The 24,080-nt window shown below is 67.4% G+C and carries 22 protein-coding genes; 8 read left to right on the forward strand and 14 right to left on the reverse strand.

What is annotated here, in order from left to right; genetic code table 11:
- Window positions 1–4 precede the first annotated feature (4 nt).
- The 5 genes from cbiM to maiA all read left to right on the forward strand — a co-directional run bounded on the left by cbiM (window position 5) and on the right by maiA (window position 3,299).
- Window positions 5–628 (forward strand): cobalt transporter CbiM, encoded by a 624-nt coding sequence (cbiM, locus tag B9Y97_RS16755; RefSeq protein ID WP_085527817.1) that lies wholly within the window; start codon window positions 5–7, stop codon window positions 626–628.
- A 3-nt stretch (window positions 629–631) separates the two neighbouring features.
- The gene (locus B9Y97_RS16760; RefSeq protein ID WP_085527818.1) at window positions 632–1,183 is read left to right on the forward strand and encodes a hypothetical protein; all 552 of its coding nucleotides are present in this window, start codon (window positions 632–634) and stop codon (window positions 1,181–1,183) included.
- Window positions 1,180–1,890 carry a cobalt ECF transporter T component CbiQ gene (cbiQ, locus tag B9Y97_RS16765; protein ID WP_085527819.1) on the forward strand — a complete coding sequence of 237 codons (711 nt, stop codon included), beginning with the start codon at window positions 1,180–1,182 and terminating at the stop codon, window positions 1,888–1,890. The genes B9Y97_RS16760 and cbiQ overlap by 4 nt, the downstream gene beginning before the upstream one ends.
- A complete protein-coding gene (locus B9Y97_RS16770) occupies window positions 1,887–2,588 on the forward strand; it encodes an energy-coupling factor ABC transporter ATP-binding protein (RefSeq protein ID WP_085527820.1) in 702 nt (233 codons plus the stop codon). The genes cbiQ and B9Y97_RS16770 overlap by 4 nt, the downstream gene beginning before the upstream one ends.
- Before the next feature lie 63 nt (window positions 2,589–2,651).
- The gene (gene maiA, locus B9Y97_RS16775; protein ID WP_085527821.1) at window positions 2,652–3,299 is read left to right on the forward strand and encodes a maleylacetoacetate isomerase; all 648 of its coding nucleotides are present in this window, start codon (window positions 2,652–2,654) and stop codon (window positions 3,297–3,299) included.
- Between the two features lie 31 nt (window positions 3,300–3,330).
- On the opposite strand, the gene B9Y97_RS16780 is transcribed toward maiA, so the two are convergent.
- The 5 genes from B9Y97_RS16780 to B9Y97_RS16800 form a co-directional block, all read right to left on the reverse strand.
- A complete protein-coding gene (locus B9Y97_RS16780) occupies window positions 3,331–4,704 on the reverse strand; it encodes a cytochrome P450 (protein WP_085527822.1) in 1,374 nt (457 codons plus the stop codon).
- On the reverse strand, window positions 4,701–5,936 hold the full coding sequence (locus tag B9Y97_RS16785) for a hypothetical protein (protein ID WP_254900949.1): 1,236 nt from the start codon (window positions 5,934–5,936) through the stop codon (window positions 4,701–4,703). Before B9Y97_RS16785 ends, B9Y97_RS16780 begins: the two co-directional genes overlap by 4 nt.
- A 160-nt stretch (window positions 5,937–6,096) precedes the next feature.
- Window positions 6,097–6,849 carry a cytochrome c biogenesis CcdA family protein gene (locus tag B9Y97_RS16790; RefSeq protein WP_085527824.1) on the reverse strand — a complete coding sequence of 251 codons (753 nt, stop codon included), beginning with the start codon at window positions 6,847–6,849 and terminating at the stop codon, window positions 6,097–6,099.
- 97 nt (window positions 6,850–6,946) lie between these two features.
- Window positions 6,947–9,685, reverse strand: coding sequence for a ribonuclease E/G (locus B9Y97_RS16795; RefSeq protein WP_254900950.1), 2,739 nt, complete (start codon window positions 9,683–9,685; stop codon window positions 6,947–6,949).
- A 487-nt stretch (window positions 9,686–10,172) separates the two neighbouring features.
- Window positions 10,173–12,683, reverse strand: coding sequence for a penicillin-binding protein 1A (locus tag B9Y97_RS16800; RefSeq protein ID WP_085527826.1), 2,511 nt, complete (start codon window positions 12,681–12,683; stop codon window positions 10,173–10,175).
- A 174-nt stretch (window positions 12,684–12,857) separates the two neighbouring features.
- Here B9Y97_RS16800 and B9Y97_RS16805 point away from each other — a divergent pair, with 174 nt between their 5' ends.
- Entirely contained in the window at window positions 12,858–13,496 is a 639-nt protein-coding gene (locus B9Y97_RS16805; protein ID WP_085527827.1) for a class I SAM-dependent DNA methyltransferase, read from the forward strand.
- 34 nt (window positions 13,497–13,530) lie between these two features.
- On the opposite strand, the gene B9Y97_RS16810 is transcribed toward B9Y97_RS16805, so the two are convergent.
- The 4 genes from B9Y97_RS16810 to cysS form a co-directional block, all read right to left on the reverse strand.
- Complete coding sequence (locus B9Y97_RS16810) at window positions 13,531–14,286, reverse strand: squalene/phytoene synthase family protein (RefSeq protein WP_085527828.1); 756 nt, start codon at window positions 14,284–14,286, stop codon at window positions 13,531–13,533.
- A complete protein-coding gene (locus tag B9Y97_RS16815; protein ID WP_085527829.1) occupies window positions 14,283–14,996 on the reverse strand; it encodes a class I SAM-dependent methyltransferase in 714 nt (237 codons plus the stop codon). The genes B9Y97_RS16810 and B9Y97_RS16815 overlap by 4 nt, the downstream gene beginning before the upstream one ends.
- Entirely contained in the window at window positions 14,993–16,636 is a 1,644-nt protein-coding gene (gene cimA, locus B9Y97_RS16820) for a citramalate synthase (RefSeq protein WP_085527830.1), read from the reverse strand. The genes B9Y97_RS16815 and cimA overlap by 4 nt, the downstream gene beginning before the upstream one ends.
- A 144-nt stretch (window positions 16,637–16,780) precedes the next feature.
- Window positions 16,781–18,244 (reverse strand): cysteine--tRNA ligase, encoded by a 1,464-nt coding sequence (cysS, locus tag B9Y97_RS16825; RefSeq protein ID WP_085527831.1) that lies wholly within the window; start codon window positions 18,242–18,244, stop codon window positions 16,781–16,783.
- A 183-nt stretch (window positions 18,245–18,427) separates the two neighbouring features.
- On the opposite strand from cysS, the gene B9Y97_RS16830 reads away from it, so the two are divergent.
- On the forward strand, window positions 18,428–18,772 hold the full coding sequence (locus tag B9Y97_RS16830; protein ID WP_085527832.1) for an MmcQ/YjbR family DNA-binding protein: 345 nt from the start codon (window positions 18,428–18,430) through the stop codon (window positions 18,770–18,772).
- Between the two features lie 162 nt (window positions 18,773–18,934).
- Here the strand turns inward: B9Y97_RS16830 and B9Y97_RS16835 are convergent, their stop codons facing one another.
- The gene (locus B9Y97_RS16835) at window positions 18,935–19,924 is read right to left on the reverse strand and encodes a TDT family transporter (RefSeq protein WP_085527833.1); all 990 of its coding nucleotides are present in this window, start codon (window positions 19,922–19,924) and stop codon (window positions 18,935–18,937) included.
- A gap of 186 nt (window positions 19,925–20,110) precedes the next feature.
- Here B9Y97_RS16835 and B9Y97_RS16840 point away from each other — a divergent pair, with 186 nt between their 5' ends.
- Entirely contained in the window at window positions 20,111–20,494 is a 384-nt protein-coding gene (locus tag B9Y97_RS16840) for a hypothetical protein (protein ID WP_085527834.1), read from the forward strand.
- A 29-nt stretch (window positions 20,495–20,523) separates the two neighbouring features.
- Here the strand turns inward: B9Y97_RS16840 and B9Y97_RS16845 are convergent, their stop codons facing one another.
- From B9Y97_RS16845 to B9Y97_RS16860, 4 genes are all read right to left on the reverse strand, one after another.
- The gene (locus B9Y97_RS16845; RefSeq protein WP_139828356.1) at window positions 20,524–21,351 is read right to left on the reverse strand and encodes a sulfite exporter TauE/SafE family protein; all 828 of its coding nucleotides are present in this window, start codon (window positions 21,349–21,351) and stop codon (window positions 20,524–20,526) included.
- Window positions 21,352–21,486: 135 nt separating this feature from the next.
- On the reverse strand, window positions 21,487–22,515 hold the full coding sequence (dusA, locus tag B9Y97_RS16850) for a tRNA dihydrouridine(20/20a) synthase DusA (protein WP_085527836.1): 1,029 nt from the start codon (window positions 22,513–22,515) through the stop codon (window positions 21,487–21,489).
- A gap of 425 nt (window positions 22,516–22,940) precedes the next feature.
- Complete coding sequence (locus B9Y97_RS16855; protein WP_176224404.1) at window positions 22,941–23,147, reverse strand: hypothetical protein; 207 nt, start codon at window positions 23,145–23,147, stop codon at window positions 22,941–22,943.
- A gap of 208 nt (window positions 23,148–23,355) precedes the next feature.
- A complete protein-coding gene (locus B9Y97_RS16860) occupies window positions 23,356–24,075 on the reverse strand; it encodes a cytochrome c oxidase assembly protein (protein ID WP_085527838.1) in 720 nt (239 codons plus the stop codon).
- Window positions 24,076–24,080 lie beyond the last annotated feature (5 nt).

Raw genomic sequence — 24,080 nt, forward strand, 5'->3', positions numbered from 1 at the left:
GCCGGTGCACATTCCCGACGGCATCCTCTCGGCCCCGGTTCTGATCGGCGGCGCGGGCGTGGCAGCGGCAGGGGTTGGCCTTGCGCTGGCACGTCTCGACGAGCGCGCGATCCCGCGCGTGGCGATGCTGTCGGCGGTGTTCTTCGCCGGGTCGCTGGTCGCGGTGCCGGTCGGGCCATCGAGCGTGCACCTGGTGTTTTCGGGATTGTTGGGGGTGATGCTGGGGCTCGGCATCTTCCCCGCCGTTCTGGTCGGTCTGGCGTTGCAGGCGGTGATGTTCGGCATCGGCGGGATCACCACGCTCGGGATCAACACGGTCAACATGGCGCTGCCTGGCGCGCTGATCGGCCTCGCGGTCGGTCCGCTGATCCGCGCCGCCCGGTCGCCGGGGCGCGCGGCTCTGCTCGGGGGGATCGCGGGCGCGGCCACGGTTGTTGCCTCGGGGTTGCTGGTGGCGGCCTCGCTCTGGCTGTCGTCGGCGGATTATGGTCTGGTCGCGCAGGTCTTGCTGGTCACCTACCTGCCGCTGGCACTGGCCGAGGGCGCGGTGACGGCCGCCGTGGTGATCTTCCTTGCCCGGGTGCAACCCGAGGCCCTCGCGCCGCGTCTCGCCGTCGGACCGGAGTAGACGATGCGCGCCCTCGCCGCCTTTCTCCTCGCCCTGCTCCTCGCCGCCCCCGCCGCGGCGCACGGGCTGAAGGTTTTCGCTGCCGTCGAGGGCGACAAGGTGTCGGGCCATGCCTTCTTCATCGGCGGGGGGCGGCCCAGGGGCGGGGCCTGGCGCGCCGAGATGGGCGGGGCCGAGATCGCCTCGGGCAAGACCGACGACGAGGGCGGCTTCGGTTTTGCCGTGCCGGGCGCGGTGAGCGGGGATGTCACGATCACGGTCAGCCTCGGCGACGGCCACGCCGCATCGACGAGCCTTGCACCGGAGCGGTTCGGCGCGGTCTCCGTGGCGGGGTCCGATCCCCCCGCACCCCCCGCACCCGGGCCGAACGCCACCGACGCACCCGATGCCGTGGCCCGCGCGGTCGAAGCCGCCGTCGCCCGCCAGATCGCCCCGCTTCATGCGCGGATCGAGGCGCTTGACGCCCGGCTGCGGCTCACCGATGTGCTCTCCGGCATCTTCTTCATCCTCGGGCTGGCCGGGATTGGCCTCTGGGCCAAGGGGCGGCGGCGGTGATCCTGCCCGGCGATCTGCGCCTGCGCCTCGCCGCCGCCTTCGTCGCGGTGGCGCTGTGGTCGCAACTCGCCGGTCTCGCGCCGGCTCTGCTCGCCGTATTGCTCGCGCTGGCGCTCTTTGCCCTCGCCCGCCAACCTCTGCCGTGGCGGCGGCTTCTGCACCTCGAAGCCTTCCTGCTCCTTCTTTTTGTCACCCTTCCCTTCACCATCGAGGGCCACCCGGTGCTGAGCCTCGGCCCGCTCGACGCCAGCGCCGAGGGCTTTGCCCGTGCCTTTGTGCTGGCGGCCAAGGTGACCGCCTCGGTGCTGCTGATCGCGCTGCTGATTGGCGGGCGCGAACCCCTGCACCTTGGCCGCGCGCTCGCCGGGCTGGGCCTGCCCGAGCCCCTCGTGCGGCTCTTCATCGCCACCGCGCGCTACATCGGGGTGATCGGTGCCGAGGCGCGCCGGCTGCGCGACGCGATGCGCGCACGCGGCTTCCGGCCCCGATCCAACCTTCACACCTGGCGCAGTTACGGCTATCTCGTCGGCATGTTGCTCGTGCGTGCTCTGGACCGGGCCGACAGGGTGGAAGACGCGATGCGCCTGCGCGGCTTCACCGGTCGCTACCCGCGGGCCCCGTTGCCCGCCCCGGTGCCAGCCGACTGGGTGGGGGCTGCGCTGATCACCGGTGCCGCCGCGCTCACCCTGATTTGGGACAAGTTGTGACCGACCTCATCCGACTCACCGATCTGGACCTCGCCCGTGACGGCCGTGCGGTGCTTTCGGGGGCCAGCCTCGCGCTCGCGCCCGGCGAGCGCCTCGCCATCGTCGGCGCGAACGGGGCGGGGAAAACCACGCTCTTGCGCGCCATCGTCGGGCTGGAGCGGGCGCAGGCGGGCGAAGTGGCGCTGTTTGGCAACCCCGCCACGCGCGAGGCCGATTTTCGCGCCGCCAGGCCGCGCATCGGCTTTCTGTTCCAGGACAGCGACGATCAACTGTTCTGTCCCAGCGTGCTGGAAGACGTGGCCTTCGGCCCGCTCAACACCGGGCTGGGGCCGGGCGAGGCCAATGCCCGCGCCGCCACCACGCTGGACCGGCTCGGAATCGCCCATCTCGCCGAGCGCTTCACTCACCGGCTTTCGGGCGGCGAGAAACGCCTCGTCTGCCTTGCCGGGCTGCTTGCGATGGAGCCCGAGGTGCTGCTGCTCGACGAGCCCACCAACGGGGTCGACGCCGCCAACGGGGCCCGGCTGGCCGCGGCCCTTGCCGCCTACGACGGCGCGATGATCCTCGTTTCGCACGACGATGTCTTCGTCGCCGCCTTCGCCACCCGCGCGATGATCCTTGCCGAGGGCCGCCTCGCGCCGGGCGAGATCCACGACCATCCGCACCTGCACCGACACCCGCATATCCACCCGGCCTGACCGATCCCCCCTTTTCCCCAACCCCGCCGCGTGGCAGGTTCGGGGCGAACAGGGACAGGATCGATGACGCTCAAGCTTTACAACTACTTCCGCTCCTCCACCTCCACCCGGCTGCGCGCGGCGCTGAACCTCAAGGGTGTGGCCTATGATTACATCGGCGTGCACCTGCCAACCGGCGCGCATCGCACCGAGGAGTACGCCGGGGTGAACCGGCAAGAGCTGGTGCCGGCGCTGGAACTGGAGGACGGCACCGTGCTCACCCAGTCGCTCGCGATCATGGAATGGCTCGACGAGACCCACCCCGAGCGCCCGCTTCTGCCCGCCGAGCCGAAGGCCCGCGCAAGGGTGCGCGCGCTGGCGCAGATGGTGGCGCTGGAGATCCACCCGATCAACAACCTGCGGGTGCTGACCTTCCTCGATGCCGAGTTCGGGGCCGGTGACGCGGGCAGGAAGGCATGGTTCAACCACTGGGTGCACACCACCTTTCAACCGCTTGAAGCGATGCTTGCGCACAGCCCGGATACCGGCACCTTTTGCCACGGCGACACCCCCGGCTACGCCGATTGCTGCCTCTACGCCCAGATGTGGAACAACCGTCGCTTCGAGGTGGATATGACGCCCTACCCGACGATCCGGCGGATCTTCGACGCCCTCGATGCCTTGCCGGAATTCGCCAGCGCCGCGCCTTCGCAACAACCCGACGCGGGCTGACGCCTGCGCCGCCGCATCGCCGCAGGCCGGTTCAGACCGGGTTTCTCGGCGTGAGGCGAAGCCAGATGCCGTCTTTTCCCCGCACTGTCAGATGCGCCACCGGCATCGCAGGGCGGCCTTCCACGGGTTCGAACCGGAAGGCCCGCACCAGGAGCGCAAGCAGGAGCGGCCCCTCGGCCATCGCGAATCCCGAGCCGGTGCAGACCCGCGCGCCGGCCGAGAACGGCATATAGGCCGTGCGCAGCCCCTGTTTGCCGTTCTCGGTCGCAAAACGGGCGGGGTCGAAGGCATCGGGATTGTCCCAGATCCGCTCGTGGCGCTGCTGGTGCCAGGGGCTGAGCACCACCTGGCTGCCGGGCTTGACCTCGCGGCCCCGGAAATGCTCGCAGCCCGCCGCCTCGCGCACCATCATCGGCACCGGCGGGTAGAGCCTGAGGGTTTCGCGGAACACGTCGCGCGTGACCTTGAGGCGCTTGAGCGAGGAGAAATAGATCCGGTCGGGGTCGATCTCGCGCGCCGCCTCTTCGGCGACCTTGTCCTGCCAGTCGGGGTAGAGCGCGAGCAGGTAAAGCGCCCAGGCCAGCGCCGAGGCCGAGGTTTCATGCCCCGCGAGGAAGAAGATCGCCACCTGGTCGACCATCTCGGCGGTGTCAAAGGTTTGCCCGGTGACCGGATCGCGCGTCGTCATGATCTTGGTGGCGAGATCGTCGGGCGCGCGGCCCGCCTCGATCTCTGCCATCCGGCGCGCGGTCAACTCGGTGATCAGCGCGCGGATCCGGCGCGCCGTGCGCTTGGTTTCGCGACGGTGAAAGCGCGGAAACCAGTGCGGCAGCGGCAGGACCGCGCCGAGGTTGAGCACCGGCTGGGCACGCTGGTGGGCCTTGAACTCGGAAAACACCTTGCCCGCCACCTCGTGTTCGATCGGGATCGAGAACAGGGTGCGGAAGATCACGTCGGCCGCCGCCTCGCTGGTCTCTGCCTCGATCTCGACGGGCTGGCCGTCGGCGCGCGCCCGGAGCCGTTCGACCGCTGCCACGCCGGCGTCCCACATCGCCGGGAAGGTGTCGCGCAAGCGGCCCCCCTCGAAGGCCGGGTCGATGATCCGGCGCTGGCGCTTCCAGGTCTCGCCATTGGTGACGAAGACCGAGTTGCCAAGGAGCGGCGCCAACCCCTCGCGGATCCGGTCGGATTTCGGGAAATCGTCGGGCCGCGCCTTCAGCACCAGATCCACCAGCGCGGGATCGTTGCACATGTAGGAACGAAAGAACGGCGTGCGGAACTCCGCCATCCAGGCCCGGTAAAGATGCGCGGGCTGGGCCGAGAGGATATCGGCGCGAAACAGCCGCATGTAACGCCAGAGCGAAACCTTGCCGGGCCGGGCGGGGGGCTTGGGGGGAAGCGTCATGGCGCCATACTGGTATGTTTCGAGACGGCGACGTCAATGCGGCTTTTCGACGGGGGACGGCCTGCGAAGCGGCTGGCGAGGCTGAGCGGCCCGGCGGTAATCTGGAAATAGTCGTAATCCTTCGGCCGGTCGAAGGCGCAGAGATACTGGAAGTGCAGCCGGAAGAAGCGCCAGCGCAATTGGCGCCAACGTTCGGGGCTCAGCGTCTGGGTGAAGGCCGCCGAGATCACCAGCGGCCAGCGTTTGCCCTCGGCGGGTGCCACGCCCGACACGCTCACCGGGTCGCAGAGTGCGAAGGCGCAGCCGTCGCCCGGCGCGGTGACGTCGACCCAGGCGATACCCTCGGCCCGGCTCAGATCGTGCAGATCGCGCCTGAGCCGCCCGGCGTCAGGCAGGAACGACACCATCGGCACCACCTGCCCCAGCGTCAGGAACCCGAGCTTCGGCCCTCGTTCGGGCACCCGCCCCGCGCGGATCAGATCGGCGAGGATCGTCACGCCCAGATGCGCGCCCGACGAATGCCCCACCACGAGAACCTCGTCCACGTCCGCCTCCAGCGCCTCCGCGATCTGGTCGGCAAAGCGCGCCATTCGTGCCTCCAGCTCGGGCGAGTTCGCGCCCCGCGTGGCTGCCGAATAGGCGTAATCGTGCATCAGGTAATAGACGTAGAGCCGGTTGTCGATCTTGCGAAACCAGCGCAGCAGCGCGACGCCCGCACCGGCACCGAGCACCAGCCCGGCGGCCCAGCCGAGCCAGCCCGCCCCGGGCAGGAGCCGCTCCACGCCGAGCGCCGAAAGCGCCACCACCACCCAGGCCAGCGCCAGCGCCGCCAGAGCTTGCAGGATCAGCATCCCCACCGGGTAGAGCGCCGCGATCACCGGCCCCTTGCGCAGCCGCATCAGCCGTGCGAGCGCGCCGGTTGAGATGTATATCCACGCGGTGCGCGCCATCAGCGCATAGGTCTGCGGGATGTTCAGATCCATCGAGGCGCGCACGATATCGGACCAGACCAGCACGTCGAACTCGGCTTCCGTCTCGGCCCCGTCGATCCGTCCGGTCACCTGCCAGCCGTAGCTGTCGCCGCCCTGCCGCCCGATCAGGTCCACCTCGAAGCCCGAGATCTTTCCCTGCGCCGCCGCCTCCTTGCGGTAAAGCTCGCGGTAGCGGCGCGGGTGAATCGGGTCGTAGCCGGGAATATAGAACACCCGGCGGCGTTTCACCTGTTGTGGCATGGCACTGCTCATCGCCCGGCTTCAGATTGTTTCAGCACAGGCTATACCGGCAATCGGGCAATGATAAGGCCCTGCCGCCGTCATCTGTCTGCAAACGTCTCGTGGGGTCCGGTGGGGCGAAACCAGCGGCACTTCGGCCGGGCGCAAGCCCGCTCGAACCTCACCCCAGCGCCGAAAGCGCCGGGAAGGTTTCAAGCAGCCACCACGAGAAGGCCGAGAACCCGCCGGTGAGCATCAGGAGGCCGATGGTCCAGAGCAACAGCCCCATGACCCGCTCGATCCGGTCCATGTGCCGCTTCATCCACGACATCAGCCCCTGCATCCGCGGGAAGAAGGCGGCGACCAGCAGGAACGGCACGCCGAGCCCGGCCGCATAGATCGCCAGCAGGAAGGTCCCGCGCGCCACGCTCGCCTCGGAGGCGGCGAGCGACAGGATCGCGCCAAGTTGCGGACCGATGCAAGGCGTCCAGCCAAAGGCGAAGGCAAGCCCGAGCAGGTAGGCCCCGAAGGCCGAGCCGCCCTGGTCGCCGGCATCGAGCCGGGCTTCGCGGTTGAGGAAGGGAATCGTGAAGATCCCGAGGAAATGCGCCCCGAACACCATCACGATGATCCCGGCGATGGTGCTGAACAGGCTCTGGTTCTGCAAGAACAGCGCGCCGAACGCGGATGCCGCGAAACCGAGGAACAAGAACACCGTCGACAGCCCGAGCACGAAGAACAGCGCGGTGAGCATCGCCTTGCGCGAGCCCTTGGCTCCCGCCGACAACTCGCCCACCGAAATGCCCGACATGTAGGCGATGTAGGGCGGCACGATGGGCAGAACGCAAGGGCTGAGGAAGCTGAGAACCCCGGCGATGAGCGCGATGCTCATGGCCGGGATCAGGCTGGCGTCGATAAGGTCAATTCCGAACATGAGACTTCTCTAGCCTGCCCGCCTGCGCCCGTCACGCGCCATTTGGTCACATCAAGGGGAGCGGTCGGCCGGGCCGCGAAGCCCGGCCGAAACGGGATCAGCGTCCGAGCGCCCACCAGCCGCGCTTCTTGGGCGCGGCCGGCTTGGCCTCGTCCTGTTTGGTCTCGTCGGGCTTCGTTTCCTTTGCCTTTTCCGCCTCGGGCTTGGCGGGCGTGGCACGCGGTTTGCGGGCCGGCGCCTCTGCCTCGGCGGATTGCGGCGCGGGCTGGTCTGCCTCGGCCTCAGGCTCGGCCTGCTTTGCCGCCGCGGCCTTGGCCTTGCTGGCGGCCGTGCTGCGCGGCTTCGCGGTTGTGCTCTTCGCAGCCGCCGTCTTGCCGGCCGACGATTTCGCCCGTGACGAGGTGGTGGTTTTCGTCCGGGTCCGCGTGGGCTTCTTGGCGGTCTCTTCCTCGGCGGTGTCGGCGGCAGGGGCCTCGGGCGTGGCACCGGCACCGTCCTCGGTGGTTTCCGGCGCGCTCATGTCCTTCGGCTTGGTCGCCTTCGACGACCGCGACCGCGAGCCGCGCCTTGGCGCGGGTTTTTCGGCCGCGACATCGTCCGGCTGCGAGGCTTCGGCAGGCTCCACGGCAGCTTGCGGCGCAACCGCGCCGTCGTCCTGCGTCGCCTCGCTGGCGGCACCGTCGGTGTCAGCCGCACCGTTGTCGGCCTCGCCCGCCTCGCCGCCGTTCTGCGCGGATTTCGACTTCGACGGACGACGACGCCGACGGCGGCGCTTCTTCTTGGGCTGGTCATCGCCCTCGGTGCCCGCCTCGACGGCCTCATCCACCTCGTCCTCGACCTCGGGCTCGGACACGTCTTCATCGACCTCTTCCATCAGCGCCGCACCGGCCGACACCACCGGGGCCTCCGGCACCGCGCGGATGGCGGTCTTGAATTTCTCGATCGAGAAATCCGGCGAGATCAGGAAGGCATCGGCCTCGATGCGAATGCCCATGCCATAGCGCAACTCGATCTGGGCGATGTGCTCGCGCTTGTGGTTCATCAGGTAGTTCACGATGGCCACCGGGGCCTTCAGCAGAACCTCGCGTGACCGGCGGCGGGTGCCCTCTTCCTCAAGCTGGCGCAGGATGGTGAGCGCAAGGTTGTCATCCGAGCGGATCAGCCCGGTGCCATGGCAATGCGGGCAAGGCTGGGTGGTGGCCTCGATCATGCCCGGACGCAGCCGCTGACGGCTCATCTCCATCAGCCCGAAGCCCGAGATCCGGCCAACCTGGATGCGGGCGCGGTCGGTCTTGAGCTTGTCCTTCATACGCTTCTCGACGGCGGCGTTGTTGCGACGCTCCTCCATGTCGATGAAGTCGATCACGATCAGCCCGGCAAGGTCACGCAGGCGCAACTGCCGGGCCACCTCCTCGGCGGCTTCGAGGTTGGTCTTGAGCGCGGTTTCCTCGATCGAGCCTTCCTTGGTGGCCCTTCCCGAGTTCACGTCGATCGCCACCAGCGCCTCGGTCACGCCGATCACGATGTAACCGCCAGAGCGCAGTTGCACCGTGGGGTTGAACATCGAGCTGAGATAGCTCTCGACCTGGTAACGTGCGAACAGCGGCAGACCTTCGGCGTAATGCTTCACGTTCTTGGCGTGGGACGGCATGATCATCTTCATGAAGTCCTTGGCCACGCGGTAGCCCGCGTCGCCTTCCACCAGAACCTCGTCGATCTCCTTGGAATAGAGATCGCGGATCGAGCGCTTGATGAGGTTGCCTTCTTCGTAGATCTTCGCCGGTGCGATGCTCTTCAGCGTGAGGGTGCGGATCTCTTCCCACAGCCGCTGGAGATACTCGTAATCGCGCTTGATCTCGGCCTTGGTGCGCTTGGCACCGGCGGTGCGGATGATCAATCCGGCGCCGCGCGGCACCTCGATCTCGCCCGCGATCTCCTTGAGCTTCTTGCGATCGACCGCGTTGGTGATCTTGCGGCTGATGCCGCCACCGCGGGCGGTGTTGGGCATCAGCACGCAGTAGCGGCCTGCGAGGCTGAGATAGGTGGTGAGTGCCGCGCCCTTGTTGCCGCGCTCTTCCTTGACGACCTGCACCAGCAGGATCTGGCGCACCTTGATCACTTCCTGGATCTTGAACTTCTTCGGACGCGGCTTGCGCGGCTGACGGATTTCCTCGGTGACATCCTCATCGGCAACCGACTCGATGTCCTTGTCGTGGCCATTGTCGTCGTCGCCGTCATCGTCCTGGTTTTCGTCGTCCTGGGCCTCGCGCGGCGCTGCGTCGCCGTTCACGGGCTCTTCGACCGGGGTTTCCTCGACCCGCTCCATCGGCGATTGCGCGTCATCCGCATCGCCTTCGCCGTCGAGGTCGATCACTTCCATGCTCTCGGGCAGGTCCGAGTCGGCGTCGCCCTCGACCTCGGCGGTGACCACGGCATCGTCGGCGCGGGTGCCCTCGGCCTTCGGGCGCGACCGCGACCGCGAACGCGAACGGGAGCGCGACGACCGCGACTTCTCGTTGCGGGTCTCGCGCTCTTCCTCCTCGGCCTCCATCGCCTCGGCATAGGCGCGCTCTTCCTCGAGCAGCGCTTCGCGGTCGGCGACAGGGATCTGGTAGTAATCCGGGTGGATTTCCGAAAACGCCAGGAAACCGTGGCGATTGCCACCGTAATCGACGAAAGCCGCCTGAAGCGAGGGCTCTACGCGGGTGACCTTGGCGAGATAGATGTTGCCAGCGAGCTGGCGCTTGTTTTCGGACTCAAAGTCAAATTCCTCGACCTTGTTGCCGTCCACCACGACGACGCGGGTTTCCTCCGCGTGGGTGGCGTCGATAAGCATTTTCTTGGGCATGTTGTCTCGATGCACCCCGGCAACCCGCGGATCCTGTCGGAGGCGCGGCGGAACGGGGGTGACTTGTCTGGGCGACCATCGGCGCGGGCAGCGGCAGCGCGGACAGCGGCCATGTGCTGGCCCCTGCTCCTGTCTGGTCCTGTCCTGCGCGCCTCATCGCGTTTCTTCTCCGACACCGGTAGGCATGGCACCTCCGGGGCCTGTTCAGGGCCACGCCGCACCCTCGGGCTTGGCGGGCAAATGTCTGGCCGTTAGGCCGGTCCGGCCCGATGGGCCGCCTCTCGGTCTGGTCACGCGCCCGGGCAAAACGCGCCAAGGGCTCACGATCCAGCGAAACTTGTGGGCGGGACGGGCCATCGCCCGGCATCGCCTCCCCCTACATAGGGGCAGGCCAAGGTCCATGACAATGGCAAAATGCGCAATCGCGGCGATTGCCGAAACACGCACAGGTTGAAACTGGCGCTTTGGCAGAGCCTTAGTAGAGCCCGCCCGCGGCCACCGACCCGCTCTCGGCACGCTCGGGGACGACAACCACGTTGCCAGTCGAGGTCGTCACCTCGACGCCGCTGTCGACTTCGCCGGGCAGGAACAGCGGCAGGTTCGACCCCATCGCGAAGCCGCCATCGAACATCACCCCGAACAGCGGCTCCTCGCCGTCGCGGAAATACTCCGCCACCACGTGGTCGCCGCTGGCATCGTTCGGCAGGCGGGCCCCCGAGAAGCGGTCGATCTTGATGAAGTGGCCGCCGGGCGGCAGCTTGAACCGGCCGCCACCGTATTTTTCGACCGCCTCGGCCATGAACCGCTGGAACACCGGCGCGCAGGTGCCGCCGCCCGAGGCCCCCGACAGCGTGCGGGGACGGTCGTAACCGATGTAGCAGCCCGCCACCACGTTGGAGGTGAAGCCGACGAACCAGACATCGCGGGAATCGTTGGTGGTGCCGGTCTTGCCCGCGGTCGGCACCGGCAGGCGCACGGCCCCCGCCGCGGTGCCGCGCTGCACCACGCCCTGCATCATCGAGGTGAGCTGGAAGGCGGTGATCGCATCCATCACCCGCTCGCGGTTCGCGGTGATCTGCGGGCTCTCGCCCTCGGGCAGGTCGGGCACGTCGCATTCGTCGCAATGGCGGGTGTCGTGGCGGTAGACCGTGCGCCCCCAGCGATCCTGCACCCGGTCAACCAGCGTGGGCTCGACCCGTTCACCGCCATTGGCAAACATCGCGTAGGCCGCGACCATCCGCCAGAGCGTGGTTTCCTCCGAGCCGAGAGCATTCGCGAGATAGGGGTTCATCCGGTCATAGACGCCGAAACGTTCTGCATAGGAGGCCACCGTCTCCATCCCGACTTCCTGGGCCAGACGAACCGTCATCAGGTTGCGCGACTGCTCGACCCCGGTGCGCAGCGGGGTCGGGCCGTAGAACTTGTTGGAGGCGTTCTTCGGCCGCCAGACCGAACCGCCAACCTCCACCTCGATCGGCGCGTCGATGATGATCGAGGCCGGCGAGAACCCGGAATCCAGTGCCGCGGCATAAACGAACGGCTTGAAGCTGGAGCCCGGCTGGCGGGTGGCCTGGGTGGCGCGGTTGAACACCGAATGCTGGTAGGAAAACCCGCCCTGCATCGCGATCACCCGGCCGGTGTTGACGTCCATCGCCATGAAACCGCCCTGCACCTCCGGCACCTGCCGCAAGCTCCAGCGGATGAAATCGCCGTCGCCGTCGTCGCCGGAGGTCATCCGGCGCACATGCACCACGTCGCCGCGCTCGAAATTGTCGGCAAAGGAGCCGCTCATCCAGGAGATGTCGTCGCGCGGCACCTCCCAGGGATCAGGCTCGGGCTGGCCCTCGATCTTCAACGTGAGGCGCTGATCTCCGATCTCGTCGACCGCGGCGACGAACCACTTGCCGTCGAGCGTGACATCGCGCGCCACCGACACCTCTCCGAGCGCCTCTTCCCAGGTGCCGTCGTCAATCCGCGCCGGGTCGATCCGCTCATCGGTCCCGCGCCAGCTTCCCCGCGCGCGGTCGAACTCCTCAAGCGATTTCTGCAGCGCATGGGCGGCGACGACCTGGAGTTCCGGGTCCACCGTGGCGCGGATCGAAAGACCGCCGCCGAAAAACTCGTCCTCGCCGAAATCGCGGCTGAGCTGGCGCCGGATTTCATCGGTGAAATAGTCGCGATCGGGCAGGCTGGAGCGGAACGAAGGAATATCGCCGCCCTGAACCGTGCGCAGCGGTTGTTGCAACGCGCGGTCATATTCGGCGGTTTCGAGATAGCCGTTTTCCTGCATCTGGCGCAGCACGTAGTCGCGCCGCGCCACCGCGTCCTCTTTGTCGCGCACCGGGTGCAGAGTGCCCGGGCGCTGGGCGAGCGCGGCGAGATAGGCGGCTTCCTCCGGCGAAAGTTCGTCGAGGGTCTTGTTGTAATAGGTCTGCGCCGCCGCGGTCACGCCGTAGGAGTTCTGGCCGAGAAAGATCTCGTTGAGATAGAGGCCGAGGATCTGTTCCTTGTCGAGCGTCCCTTCGAGCCGCGTGGCGAGGATCAACTCCTTGATCTTGCGCTCGGCAGACCGGTCGGACGACAACAGGAAGTTCTTCATCACCTGTTGGGTGATCGTCGAAGCCCCACGCAGGCGCCCGCCCTGAAAGGCCTCGACGGCCGCTGCCGCCATGCCGCGCATGTCGTAGCCGCGATGGACGTAGAAGTTCTTGTCTTCCGCCGAGATGAAGGCGTGCTTGACGAGTTCGGGGATCTGCTCGCTCGGCGTGAACAACCGCCGCTCGGTGGCAAACTCGTCCATCAGGCGGCCCTGGCCGGAATAGACCCGGCTGATCGTCGGCGGCTGGTAATTGGCAAGCTGTTCGTGGCTCGGCAGGTCACGGCTGTACATCCAGAAGATCGCGCCAAGCGTGAGCGCACCCATCAAGGCCGCGAGCGTCAGCCATGAAAAGATCGCGCCAAAGATGCCAAGGATGAATCGGATCACGCCAGACCCCCGTAAACGAAACAGCGTGCTGTCTACACGAGCGGGCGCGACGGGTCAAAACACCTTTGCCAGATCTCGGCGGTAAGTGGCCAACAGCGGGCGGCTTTGTGCCAGTTCCGCGCGCGCACGAGGAGGTGACTGGACGCACCCGCCGCACAACGCCATGTCGGGGCCATGAAAGATGCATCTGCTCGCCCCGCCACCGCCCAGGCCACGCCCGAGGATATCCTGGCAACCTACGACCGCGTGGCGGAAGCCTTCGCGCGGTCGCGCGATCGCACCCTGTACGAACGGCGCTGGCTCGACCGCGCGCTCGCCCATGTCGGCGGCCGCCGGGTGCTCGATCTGGGCTGCGGCACCGGATTGCCGATCGCGGCCTACCTGCAGGATCGGCGCGGCACCGTCACCGGGGTTGACGGCGCGGCGGCGATGCTGGCGATCTTTGCGCGCAACCTGCCTCGCGCCCGCGCGATCCATACCGACATGCGCGGGCTGGATCTCGGCGAGACCTTCGACGTGATCCTTGCCTGGAACAGCCTGTTTCATCTTTCCGCCGACGATCAGCGCGACATGTTCAAGACCTTCCGCGCCCATGCCCATCCGCGCAGCGTGCTCCTGTTCACAACCGGGCCGGGTCCGGGCGAGGCGGTGGGCCGGGCCGGGGGCGCGCCGGTCTATCACGCCTCGCTCGCGCCGGAAGACTACCGCGCGCTGCTCGCCGAACAGGGTTTCGAGGAAATTGCCTTCGTCCCGGAAGATCCGGCCTGCAAAGGCCACTCGGTCTGGCTCGCGCGCCTGCGCGACGACGGTTGAGGCCGGGCTTGTCCTGATCGGGCCGGGCCGTGCCTTACCACCGACCGGTGAGAGACTTGACCAGCAAACTGCCGCGCCGCGTGATCTCGGCGCCTTCGAGCTCACCCGACGCAATCGCCGCAGGCCGGCGCGCCGCGCGGGCCAGCACTGCCGCGGCGCGCCACGCGGCGCGGATCGCCGGCAGGCCCGGGCCGAAGCGCGTTGCGCGGGCGGCCGCAAGCTCTGCCCGCGCGCGCGTGATCAACCCGGCAAGCCCCTCCGGTCGCGCGGGCCAGCCGCGCGCCTCCAGTTCGGGCACCGCCATCAGCCAGTTCGCGAGCCCCGAGGCCCGGCCCACCGCGCGCGCCGGCGCTTCGAGCGCAACACCGCCGCCAAGGGCGGTCACGCTGGCCCACATCAGTTGTCCCGACGTCGCGTCGAGATAGGCATCGAGGGCGGCGGCGTCGGCAAAGGGCGCGCGTTCCAGATCGGTCCAGCGCGCGCGCACAATGTCATCAAGCGGTGCCACCGGCAGCCCGGTCTCGCGCAGAACTTCGGCCAGCGGGCGCACCACCTCGTGCGCCCGGGGCGCGTCCCCGGCCCCGATCTCGGCCAGCACGTCGCGCCAGAACTGGAGCCGCATCTGGCCGATCATCGGTTCGGGCGACACCCAGGGCGCTCGGGCAACTTCGAGGTTGAAGGCGTAGAGCGGAAACAACCTTTCGCGCGCCTCTGGCGGTGCCGCCATCGCGGCGAGAAAGCGATCGGGATCGCCGCGCGACACGATCTCTGCGCAGGCCGCGAGGCTCATTTCGGCCGCACCACCGCGAGCGCGTAGCCAAAGGCGGCGCGATGCGCGCGCCACAGCGCGGCTTCCGTCTCGGCCTCGTCGAGCACCCGCGCCAGCGCCGCGTCGCCCCCCGGCCGGAGCCGGGCAATGCGCGCTTCGAGCGGCGCGTAGTAAGCTTCCCAGGCGGCGTCGGAGAGCACCCGCACGCCGCACAGCGCATACCCCGACGCCTCGATCCGCGCCTGCAGCGTCGCGAGATCGCCCATCGGCGGATATTCCTGTGCCAGCAGCGCCACCGCCGCCGCCGGGCGATCCTCGCCCAGCCAGACCAGTTCGGAGAAGGCCACCGCGCCGCCCGGCGCAAGCCGGGAGCGGAAATGCCCAAGCCCCTCGGTGATGCCGAGGAAATAGAGCGCCCCCGCCGACCAGACCAGATCGAACGGACCTTCGGGCGCGCGCATGTCGGCCACCTCGGCGGTCACGCGCGGATCATCGCCCCAGCGCGCTCGCACTTGGCCGATGAAGTCAGGGTGCAGGTCCACCGCCGTTACGTGCCCATGAGGCGCATGCGCCAGCAGCCCCTCGATATCGGCCCCCGGCCCGCAGCCCGCATCGAGAATCTCCGCATCGCGCGGCAGGTTGGCCACGCCCATCGCCCAGTCGAGGCTTTCACGGTCGCCCGGCCCCTCGCGCGGCATATCGGCATGGAGCGTGAAGAACGGATCATTCATTGCGCCGCCACTCCCATGTCGCGCACCGGCGCAACACCGTCGCGCAGAAGCTTCCAGTTGATCGCGTCGAGCAGGGCCTCGAAACTGGCGTCCACGATGTTGGGACTCACCCCCACCGTCGACCAGCGCCGCCCCTGCCCGTCTTCGCTGTCGATGATCACCCGGGTGACGGCTTCGGTGCCACCTTGGGTGATCCGCACCTTGAAGTCGACCAGCTTGAGATCGTCGATACAGGCCTGGTAGGGGCCGAGATCCTTGCCGAGCGCCTTGGCCAGCGCGTTGACCGGGCCGCGATCCGCGCCGGTCTCGTCCATGCTTTCCGACACCGAGAGCTTTTTCTCGTCGCCGATCTTCACCACCACGACGGCTTCGGAAAGGCTCACCATCCGGTCATAGCGGTTCTTGCGCCGCTCGACGGTGACCTTGTAGCGCTTGACCTCGAAGAAGCGCGGCATCTGCCCGAGCATGCGCCGCGCCAGCACCTCGAAACTGGCCTGCGCCCCGTCATAGGCATAGCCCTCGTCCTCGCGCCGCTTGATCTCGTCGAGGATCTCTCCGAGCCGTGCATCGCCCTTGTCGATCTCGATCCCGGCTTCGGCCAGCCGGCGACGCAAGTTCGACTGCCCGGCCTGGTTCGACATCGGCACGAGCCGGGCATTGCCGACGAGGCCCGGCGGGATGTGTTCGTAGGTGGTTGGGTCCTTGAGGATCGCGGAGGCATGCAGCCCCGCCTTGTGGGTGAAGGCCGAAGCCCCGACGTAAGGCGCCGAGCGTAAGGGCACACGGTTGAGGATATCGTCAAGCTGGCGCGAAAGCCGGGTGAGACTGGTCAGCGCCGCTTCGGTGATCCCGGTCTCGTAGGCAGAGCGGTAGGGCTCTTTCAGAAGCAGCGTCGGGATCAGGCTGACGAGGTTGGCATTGCCACAACGCTCACCAAGCCCGTTCAGCGTGCCCTGCACCTGCCGCGCGCCTGCGTCGATCGCGGCAAGGCTGCCCGCCACCGCGTTGCCGGTGTCGTCATGGCAATGGATGCCGATGTTGTCGCCCGGGATGCCCGCCTCGATCACCGCGCGGGTGATGTCGTGGATCTCGCCCGGCAGCGTGCCGCCGTTGGTGTCGCAGAGCACCACCCAGCGCGCGCCCGCGTGGTAGGCCGCCAGCGCGCATTCCAGCGCGTAAGGCGCATTGGCCTTGTAGCCGTCGAAGAAATGCTCGGCATCGAACAGCGCCTCGCGCCCCGAGGCGACCATATGCGCCACCGAGGCGCGGATGTTCTCGAGGTTTTCCTCCAGCGTGATCCCGAGCGCGGTGCTGACGTGGAAATCATGGGTCTTGCCGACGAGGCAGACGGCGGGGGTGTTCGCGTTCATCACCTGCGCCAGCACGTCGTCGTTCGCCGCCGACCGCCCGGCCCGCTTGGTCATGCCGAAGGCGGTGAAGGTGGCTTTTGTTTGCGGCCGCTGCTCGAAGAAATCGCTGTCGGTCGGGTTGGCCCCGGGCCAGCCGCCCTCGATGTAATCCACCCCGAGATCGTCGAGCGCCTCCGCGATGGCGACTTTTTCGGCCACGGAGAACTGCACGCCTTGGGTCTGCTGGCCGTCGCGCAGCGTGGTGTCGTAGAGGGTGAGGCGGTCAGTCATGGGACCGGCCCTTCCTGAGACTGTCATTGGTATCGTAACCCCACCGGATCGCTTGCGATCCGGTTTGCGCCCGCCCCGCCCCCAGGGCGGGCGCAAGCGCCCCCCCTCGGTCCGGGCGCAAACCTCTGTTGTTCAATGCCCGCATCACAGCCCCTCCAGTTTGGCGGGGTCGAACCCCGCGCCCGGCACCAGCTCGACGCCGTCTTTCGACATACGCACTTCAACGCCCGCCTCGGTGAGAGCGGTTTTCAGGGCATCGACGGCGGAGAAGTCCTTGGTTTCCATCGCCGTCCTACGTAATTCTTTTAGGCGATTGGCCATTGCCTTCAGGGCATCGCCATCATAATCCACCCCCTCTCCAAATGTTCTAAGGCCGACACTGGAGACAAATTCGTTGTCGTGCGCGGAAAGATGAAAGCTCTGAAACTTCTCCACCAAACGCACATCGTCAAAACCCAACAGCCGCATTGAAGCGACAAGATGGGATTCTTGCTCGGTTTTCAGGTATTTGCTTACAAGCGTAAGGGCCAACGGTGTATTTAGGTCATTTGCAACCGCTTGGACAAATTCTTCGGGCGGGCGAGTGTTTCGGCCCACCCACGGTTTCTGAGAAGGGTCTCGTCCCAGAAACCTAGCGATCTTCCGCAACGTCGCCTCTGCCTCCTGCCGCTTCTTCTCCGTCCAGTCCATCGGCTTGCGGTAATGCGTGCCGAGAAACACGAAGCGGATCACCTCCCCCGGCACCCCCTGCTCCAGCAAATCCCGCACCGTGAAGAAGTTGCCCAAGGACTTCGACATCTTCTTGCCCTCCACCTGCAGCATCTCGTTGTGCAGCCAGTAGCGGGCGAAGTCCGAGCCGGGATGGGCGCATTTCGACTGCGCAATCTCGTTCTCGTGGTGGGGAAACTGCAGATCGTTGCCGCCACCGTGAATGTCGAAGGTCTCGCCCAGGATCTCGTGGCTCATCGCCGAGCACTCGATGTGCCAGCCCGGCCGGCCTCGGCCCCAGGGCGAGTCCCAGCCCGGCTCATCCGCGCCCGCGGGCTTCCACAGCACGAAGTCCATCGGGTTCTTCTTGTAGGGCGCCACCTCCACCCGTGCCCCCGCGATCATGTCGTCCACCGAGCGGCCCGAGAGCTTGCCGTAATCGGCGTAGCTGTCGACGGCGAACAGCACGTGGCCCTCGGCCTCGTAGGCATGGCCGCGCGCGATCAGGTCTTCGATCATCGCGATCATGTCGCCGATATGCTGGGTCGCGCGCGGCATCTGGGTGGGCTCCAGATTCCCCAATGCTTTCATGTCGTCGAGATACCACTGTGTCGTTTCCGCCGTGATCTCGTCGATGGGCTTTGCATCGCGCTTCGCCCGGGCGATGATCTTGTCGTCCACATCGGTGAAGTTGCGCACGTAGGTGACGTGATCCGGCCCGTAGACGTGGCGCAGGAGCCGGAAAAGCACGTCGAACACCACCACCGGCCGGGCATTGCCGAGATGCGCCCGGTCATAGACCGTGGGCCCGCAGACATACATCCGCACGTTGTCCGGGTCGATCGGCTCGAAAACCTGTTTCGAGCGGGTGGCGGTGTTGTAGAGCTTGATCTCAACCATGGTCGTCCTCGCGCGCGCGTCCCGCGGCGGGCTTAGCAACTTCGACCAAAAGAGGAAACAGAAGAACGGCCCGCCTGACGGATGTCAGCCGGTAATGCAGATGCAGATGATGCTGCCGTTGGTCTTCATGGTCTCTGGATATCAGCCTGTGCACCGCCCCGCAAGCCTGCTAGGATCACCGCCATGTCACGCGCCTTCGTCATCGAGCTTTGCGCCGGCCTGCCCGCTGCCGAATGGTCCGAACCCTTCGGCCCCGGCACCGATGTCTGGAAGCTCGGCGGCAAGATCTTCGCGGCCATCGGCGAAAGAGCCGAAGGTGTCTCGGTCAAATGCCCCGATGTCGAAACCGCCGAGATGCTGCGCGCGGCGGGCGTGGCGAAGAAGGCGCCCTATTTTCACAAATCCTGGGTCATGGTGCCCTTCACCGCGGGCGAGGACGAACTCAACCATCGGCTGCGGGTGAGCTACGAGACGATCCGCACCTCTCTCCCCAAGAAAGTGCAAGCCGGCCTCACGCAGGCAACCTGACCCCCCCCTCTTCTTGGGTCGAAAAATACCTCGGGGGGTCCGGGACCCTCTCGGCGCTTCCCGCTGCGGGGAAGCGCCTGCCGGGTTACCGATCGCGCAGAGCGCGATCGTCCAGGCAGCGCCCCTCGCTTGGGTCGCGGCGCATGAGCGCCGTGAAACCGGTCAGGCCACCGCCGCGTTGGTTTTCGGCCCGAGGGTGCCCTTGAGCCACATCTGCCCCACTTTCCCCACCACGTAAGGGATGAATGCCGTCGCCACCACAAGGGCAACCGCACCGAGCAGGCGGAAACCACCACCATAGCCCGCCGCGCCCAGCATCATCATCAACGAGGCGAAAGCGGCGAGCGGAAAGGTCATCGCGCCCCAGAGCGGCGAAACCCCGGCCGCGATCAACCAGCGCCCCCGCGCCACCAGCAAAGCCATCAGCACCAGCGCCCAGATCGCCAGCCCGAAGCCGAGCGCGCCATGCCCCAGCAGGAGCGCCACCATCGCCAGCAGGCTCGCCGGTGCGGAATGGATCGCCAGCAGCGGGCGCAGCGGCGCGGGCACGTCGCGGCGGGCGAACTGTACCGCGGAGGCGATCCAGATCAGCACCGCCGCCGCCAGCGAGGCCCAGAATACGACGGTGGAATACCCGGTCCAGCCCAGCGGCAGCGCCGCCAGCGGGCTGACGATCAGGCCCACGAAGGTGAGGTGAAACACCGGCGTCACCGTGCGCGCCTCCGCCGGGCCGGTCAGCAGCGCGCGCGTGACGAGCAGCATCACCGCGACATGCCCGGCAATCCCGAGCACCAGAACCGCACGGGCCAGCGCCTGCGACCATGGCAGAACCGCCACCGCCAGCAGGATCAGCGCCATCGTCATCGCCGCCAGCCCGGCCCGACCGGGCAAAACCTTGAGGTCTTCCGCTACCACACCGGGGCGCGCCGCGATCTTGGCGAGATAATTGCCGAGCGCGAAGACAAACAGCAAGGTCACCGCCCCCATCAGCAGCTCGCCCACCGCGCCGCTGATCCCGAAGGCATCCGGCGCCCGGCCCCAGGCCAGCGCGAGGCCGAACAGCCCGAGGATTGGCGGAAAGATCGCCGGCGGGGTCTTGCGCCAGCGTGGTATTTTCTTCTGCGCCTGGAAGGCGGGGGGCTGTGCGGCCATGGGTGGTCTCCTGTCCTGTCCGCCCCGGATGACCCAGGCGCGGGTGAATGGGAATGCGCCCGGTGGTCGCGGTCACGCCGCGCAGTGGCTGCGCCGACCGTTGACCGAGGTCAACACCGCGTGCAACATCCCCATGAGGGGAGTCGGCACCCAGGGGTGGGGGCCGGACAAAAACGAGGGAAACGCATGAAAACCGCCATTACCACGGCCGTTCTGGCCTCTACTCTGCTTATGTCCTGCGCCCAACGCGCAAACGAGGTTCAAGCCAGTTATGTATCGCCGCTGACCTATCAAAGCTACAGTTGTAAACAGATCGAGGTCGAGGCGCGCCGCGTTGCGGCCCGAACAGGGCAAATCGCAGGGACTCAAGATCAAAACGCGAGCCGCGACGCGGCAGCCACCGCAGCAGCCGTCATTTTGTTCTGGCCCGCCGCGTTCTTCGTGAAAGGTGATGGTTCGAACGCGACCGAACTCGCCCGGCTGCGCGGCGAACTCGAAGCGCTCGAAGTGGTCTCAAACGAGAAGAACTGCGGCCTCGTGTTTGAATCCAACCAAGCTGCCAGCAGCTAACGACGGGACAACACGGTCTTGTGTCGCGGTCAGCCCATGCCGAGCGACCGGCGCAGCATGTTGAGCGCCACCAGCGTCAGGAACACGCCGAACACGCGCTTAAGCGGTTTCGGGTCGAGGGCATGGGCGAGTTTCACCCCGAGCGGGGCGGTGAGGATCGTCATCGCGATCACCACGAGAAAGGCGGGCAGGTTCACCGCACCCAGCGTGTAGGGCGGCGCATCGGGCACGGTGACGAACAGGAAGGCGATCACCGAGGGCAGCGCGATGATCAGCCCGAAGCCCGCTGCGGTTGCCACCGCGCGGTGAATCGGCACGCCGTGCAGGGTCATGATCGGCACCCCGAACGAGCCGCCGCCGATTCCCATCAGGACCGAAAGAAACCCCACGACCGGCGAAAGCACGCTGCGCAACGCCACCCCCGGCATCACCTGCGCGATCCGCCATTCGAACCGACCGAACAGCATGTAAAGCCCGATCGCGAAGGCGAGGCCGCCGAAAATGCCCTGCAAGGTCGACGACTGCAGGCTCGCCGCCACCAGAACACCGAGCACCGCGCCGATCACGATCCCCGCGCCCCAAGATCTCAGGATCGGCCATTCCACCGCGCCGCGCTTGTGATGCGCCATCACCGAGCGCGCCGAGGTCACGATGATCGTCGCCAGCGATGTGGCGAGACACACCTGCATCAGCGCACCGGACTCGTACCCCAGCGCCGCAAAAGCATAGTAGAAGCCCGGCACCAGGACGATCCCGCCACCGACTCCGAGCAGCCCGGCGAGCACCCCGGCCAGCGCGCCGATCACGACTAGGAGAACAAGCATCTCCAGGATCAGGATGGTGTCGGGAAAAACCATGGTCGCGCGCTCGCTGTTGGAACCTCGACGTGCCATACACCGCGCCCGCGGGAAGGGAAAGCGCCTCGGGGGACTGGGCGGGATTCCGGGGATGGCGCGGCCGCGCGCCGTGCCCGCCGCGCGCCCTGCCCGGCGTTACCCGCAGACCGGCCGCGCCATCGGCGCTTGCGCGCCCGTTTGCGCAGCAAGGCACGGCGCGAGCGCCTGCTCCACCAGGTCCGGCCCCGCCCCGGGCCGGGTGGCCCCTTCCGACAGCAGCCGCCGCCAGGCCCGCGCACCGGGACGGCCCGCGAAAAGCCCCAGCATGTGCCGGGTGATCTCGTGCAGCCGTCCGCCGCCGGAAAGATGCGCCTCGATATAGGGCAACATCGCGCGCACCACCGCCTCCGGCGTGGTCGCGGCGTGCCCATCTCCAAAGATGCGCGCGTCGGCGCCGATCAGAACCTCCGCCGGATGGTGATAGGCCGCCCGCCCGATCATCACCCCGTCGATCCCCGCCGCAAGCTGCGCCGCAGCCGCGTCGAGCGTGGCGATGCCGCCGTTGATCGAGATGTGCATGTCGGGAAAGGCGCGTTTCATCGCCTGCACCAGCGGATAGTCGAGCGGCGGCACCTCGCGGTTTTCCTTCGGGCTCAAACCCTTGAGCCAGGCCTTGCGGGCGTGGATCGTCACCCGCCGCACCCCGGCGTCACGGATTGTCTCAAGGAAGGCGGGCAACACCTCGGCCGGTTCCTGATCGTCCACCCCGATCCGGCATTTCACCGTGATCTCAATACCATCGGAGGCGTCCTTCATCGCGCGCAGGCAGTCGGCCACCAGCTCCGGGCTCTTCATCAGCACCGCGCCGAATGTGCCTGATTGAACCCGGTCGGACGGACACCCGACGTTGAGGTTAACCTCGTCATAGCCCTGCGCGACACACAGCGCCGTCGCCCGCGCAAGCTCGCCCGGGTCCGATCCGCCAAGCTGCACCGCCACCGGGTGCTCGGCCGCATCGAAATCGAGAAGATGAACGGCACCGCCGCGCACCAGCGCCGCCGCCGTCACCATCTCGGTATAGAGCAGCGCATGGTTGCTCATCTGCCGGTGAAAATACCGGCAGTGACGATCTGTCCAGTCCATCATCGGAGCGACGGACAATCTGGCGTGTTGGTCGAGTTCCATGTTTCTGTTTGTCTTCTGTCCCTTGGCGGCGGCTTTTGCGCATCCGGGCCAGGCCCCGATATGCCGGTTTCTGCGTCGTCACGATGACCCGTTGCGCCGCCCGGGCGGACCAGGGGCGGGTGCCAACCGGGTCGCCCGTCTCCAGCCGCCTCCCTCGGGCAGCCTCATCGGTCTCCACTTAATGGAAATGTCCAGGGTAGGCAAACCGCCGCGCTGCAGCAAAGCCGCAACTCTCTCCGGCTCATGGCGTTTCGATCCGGGAGGCGGTTTCAACGCGACGGCCGCGCGCGTCCGTTCAGCGTCGCCTTGCGCGCGATCATGAGCGGCCCGGGGTCTCTTCATCGGTGCCTTCGGCGCATCGCGAAAGGCTGGCCGGGGTTTGCGAAACGGGATTGGCGCGCGCCGCAATCCGCGCCTTTGCCGGGTCAGTCGTTCTCGCGGCCAAGGCTCATCGCCCCGACGGCGACGCCAAGCGTGCCGAATATCAGCGCTCCCTGCGCGAGGAACAACGCTGCGGCGCCGGCATTCAGCGGGCTTTCCAGCAATCCCCCGAGCCCGGCGGTGTTCGTGTGATACAGCACCAGGCCAAACATGCAGCCCATCGCCGCGCCGTCCAGGAAATGGCCGATCATCGTGCGCACGAGGCGGGGTTGCCGACTGCGTATCCATCCAAACATCGTGCCACTCCCTTTGTCCTGTGCATTGGTCTCCTGTGCTTATGCAACCGCCAAACCGGCGGAATGTTCCATCTAACGAGGCTAAAAGGGGCACAACGGGTGGCGCGCGAGCCCCGAATTGCCGCCCCTGCCCGTCCGCGACGGGTCCGCCGCGCCGGGTGCGTCACCGCGGCCGCATCGGGCGACGGTCTTGCGCTTCGGATTGCACAAAGCGAAACGCCAGCACCCCGACGGCGGCCAGGAACAACAGACCGCCGGCGATCCACATCAATCCGCCTGCCAGTTGCTGATCGGCCAGCGGTCCGATGCCGTAGGCATGGGTCGTGACGAGGTGGAAGGTGTGCCATGGGCCCGCCGCGAATGTCAGCATCACGGCATAGCCGGTCATCTGTGCGCTGGTCAGGGCCGCGGCCGCCAGCGCGCGCTCGGGCGCGGCTCTCATCGCGGCAAACAACAGCACCGCCGACCCGAACAGGCTCAGATGCATGGTCCAATAGACCAGATCGCCTTGCAGGGTGGCATCGTAGGGGCCGGGCGCGTGCCATGTCCAGAACAGCACCGCGAACAAGCCGGCCATCGGCAGCGCCGGGAGGCGCAGCTTCGGCAGGGCGGATGCGATGATCGGGGCGGCCAGCAGCGTCAACAGGACATGCTGCGCCACCCGCGCCGAGAACAGCGCCATCGACGCCGCGCAAAGTGGCGAAACAAACAGGAGCGCAACTAGGCCCCAGCCCACCGAAAACCGTCGCGGGTTCTGCGCCAGCATCTGGCCGCCCGCCAGACCGAGCGCAAGACCCGCCAGCAGCCACGGATCAAACAGCCAGCGCCCCCAGAGGTCTTCCGGCGTGGGCGGGACGCCGCAAAAGGGCACATAGGGTTCCATCTGAA

Origin of the sequence: Maritimibacter sp. HL-12 (assembly GCF_900177545.1) — a bacterium.
Lineage (GTDB): Bacteria > Pseudomonadota > Alphaproteobacteria > Rhodobacterales > Rhodobacteraceae > Sinisalibacter.